This window comes from uncultured Campylobacter sp., assembly GCF_937890585.1.
Lineage (GTDB): Bacteria > Campylobacterota > Campylobacteria > Campylobacterales > Campylobacteraceae > Campylobacter_A.
Genome location: NZ_CALACG010000212.1, coordinates 1 through 1,953, shown reverse-complemented (window position 1 = coordinate 1,953; position 1,953 = coordinate 1). Strand labels below are relative to the sequence as shown.

General features: G+C 38.5%; 3 protein-coding genes. All 3 read left to right on the top strand.

The window, feature by feature from the left end; all coding sequences use genetic code 11:
• Positions 1-37 precede the first annotated feature (37 nt).
• The 3 genes from Q0296_RS06245 (at position 38) to Q0296_RS06235 (ending at position 1,859) form a co-directional block, all read left to right on the top strand.
• The gene (locus Q0296_RS06245; protein WP_298038144.1) at positions 38-172 is read left to right on the top strand and encodes a hypothetical protein; all 135 of its coding nucleotides are present in this window, start codon (positions 38-40) and stop codon (positions 170-172) included.
• Positions 173-257: 85 nt separating this feature from the next.
• On the top strand, positions 258-1,352 hold the full coding sequence (locus tag Q0296_RS06240; RefSeq protein WP_298038141.1) for a phage tail protein: 1,095 nt from the start codon (positions 258-260) through the stop codon (positions 1,350-1,352).
• 12 nt (positions 1,353-1,364) lie between these two features.
• A complete protein-coding gene (locus Q0296_RS06235) occupies positions 1,365-1,859 on the top strand; it encodes a phage major tail tube protein (protein ID WP_298038139.1) in 495 nt (164 codons plus the stop codon).
• Positions 1,860-1,953: the final 94 nt, after the last annotated feature.

Below are 1,953 nucleotides of genomic sequence, written 5' to 3'. Positions count from 1 at the left end.
GGCATACGATATCTAGTACGGTCTCGTGGGCTCGGAGATGTGTATAAGAGACAGGCGTGGTACTGCGTGGATAAGCTCAACAGTTGATAAAGTAATAGATAAAAAAATAAATAGCTTTGATGTCGGCAGTGATGATTTTTCTCAAAAACCGCCAAGAGATTTTAATTTTTAAATGCCCTTGTAAATAAAAAGCACACTATTAAAATAAAATCAAATTTAATAAAAACGCATAAAAAGCAAAATTAAAAGGAGAGAAAATGGCAGCAAAATTTGGAGTAAATGTCGAGCTATATAACGCCTCGCTTGCACCATACAAGATAAACAATGAACGCCCTATCGCCATCATCGGCGACGATACAAAGCTAACCGCTGGATTATACTTATATAGCGATATACTAGAGGCGCTTAAAGAGGTTGGTGAGGGGTCGATAAAAGACACGCTAACAGACCTAAAAGCCACTGGGCTACATAATCAAATCGTGCTTAGTGTTTTTGCTAAAACAAGTGATCAAAATGCCGATGAGGTAGCATGCCAAAACGCTATCGATGAGCTAAAAAAATGCGAGGCCACATTAGGCACAAAGCCTAAATTTTTTCTAGCAGTTGGATATAACGACGAAGGCACGCACGAGAAGCTTAAGCAAATAGCGGCTCATCTGCGCGGAGTATATGCGATCGAGCTAAATGAGACAAGAGAGAGCGAGATAAATACCGCACTTAAAACATACAGCACAAAAACAGCGATCATCTCGTATCAAAAAGTTATAAGAGTTGATAAAGTTGTGCGCCCTGCTAGTGCGTTTCTAATAGCACTCTACGCGAAAATTATGGCAGAAACCGAGTACGGATTTTCACAAACGTATTCAAATAGAGTTATCGACGGAGTTATCGGAATTCAAGACAAAGTCGAGCTTATACAAGGCGAGGATTGCGAGGCAGACAGACTAAGAGGCAAAGGCGTAAGCCTTATAATCGCCGATGATGGCATAAGGGCATGGGGTGGAGAAACTTGCAATGATGACTTATTTAGCTCGATACATACTTATGTTATTTTTTATACCGCCATAGATACAATTTTCAAAGCGCAAAAAACAGCTATCGATAAACGCATGCGCGACGTACTCAAAAATGTAGTTGATAGCCTAGAAGCGTTTTATCTAAGACTAACCGCCAATAACGTGGTAGTAGGCTTCGAGATCACGGTGCCAAAGGATCTAAACTCAAACGAAACTATAAGCGAGGGCATAGTGTACATTAAACACAACGTCCAAGAAATGCCACTAATAAAACGCATAGTCAATAGAATTTATCGAGTAACCGACTACTCGCAAAAACTAATCGAAGAACTATAAAAAGGAGTAAAAATGTTAAAAGCGCAAGCATTTACAGGTGGAAATTTATTTATTGATGGCATCGGATTGATGGGTGAGGTAGTTGAGGTTGAACTGCCAAAGATCGAAAAAGAGACGATCGAAACAAGTAGCGGCATCGGCAAATTTGAAGCAGTTTTGCCAGTGGTAAAGCCATTAAATACCAAAATCACCGTAAATAACCTAAATGAGCTATATTTTAAGATGCTAGATAGCTCAAGGACACAAAAGCTATATCTAAAAGCAAATGCTACAAACTCAAACGGCGATGATGAGCAAATAATCGCCACTTTTGAGGGCAAGATAAAAAGCCTCGATGGAGCTAAATTCGAATTTAACAAAGAGGCAAATTTAAGCTTTGAAGTAAGTTTAACATTTTATAAACTCGAAGTTGCAGGATCAAGAGTGATACTTTATGACGCATTAAACCATATATTTGAAAATGACGGCGTTGATCTATTTGGCACTATACGCAAAAATATTTTATAAAAAGGAATAAAAATGCCACTTCAAAAAATAGAACTACCAAAAGAGGAATTTACATTTTCAGATGGGCAAAAAGTATATCTGAAAGCCCCTACCT

Coding starts and splice junctions, on each gene's coding strand:
- Q0296_RS06245 (WP_298038144.1), top strand. CDS start 38: ATGTGTATAAGAGACAGGCGTGGTACTGCGTGGATAAGCTCAACAGTT.
- Q0296_RS06240 (WP_298038141.1), top strand. CDS start 258: ATGGCAGCAAAATTTGGAGTAAATGTCGAGCTATATAACGCCTCGCTT.
- Q0296_RS06235 (WP_298038139.1), top strand. CDS start 1,365: ATGTTAAAAGCGCAAGCATTTACAGGTGGAAATTTATTTATTGATGGC.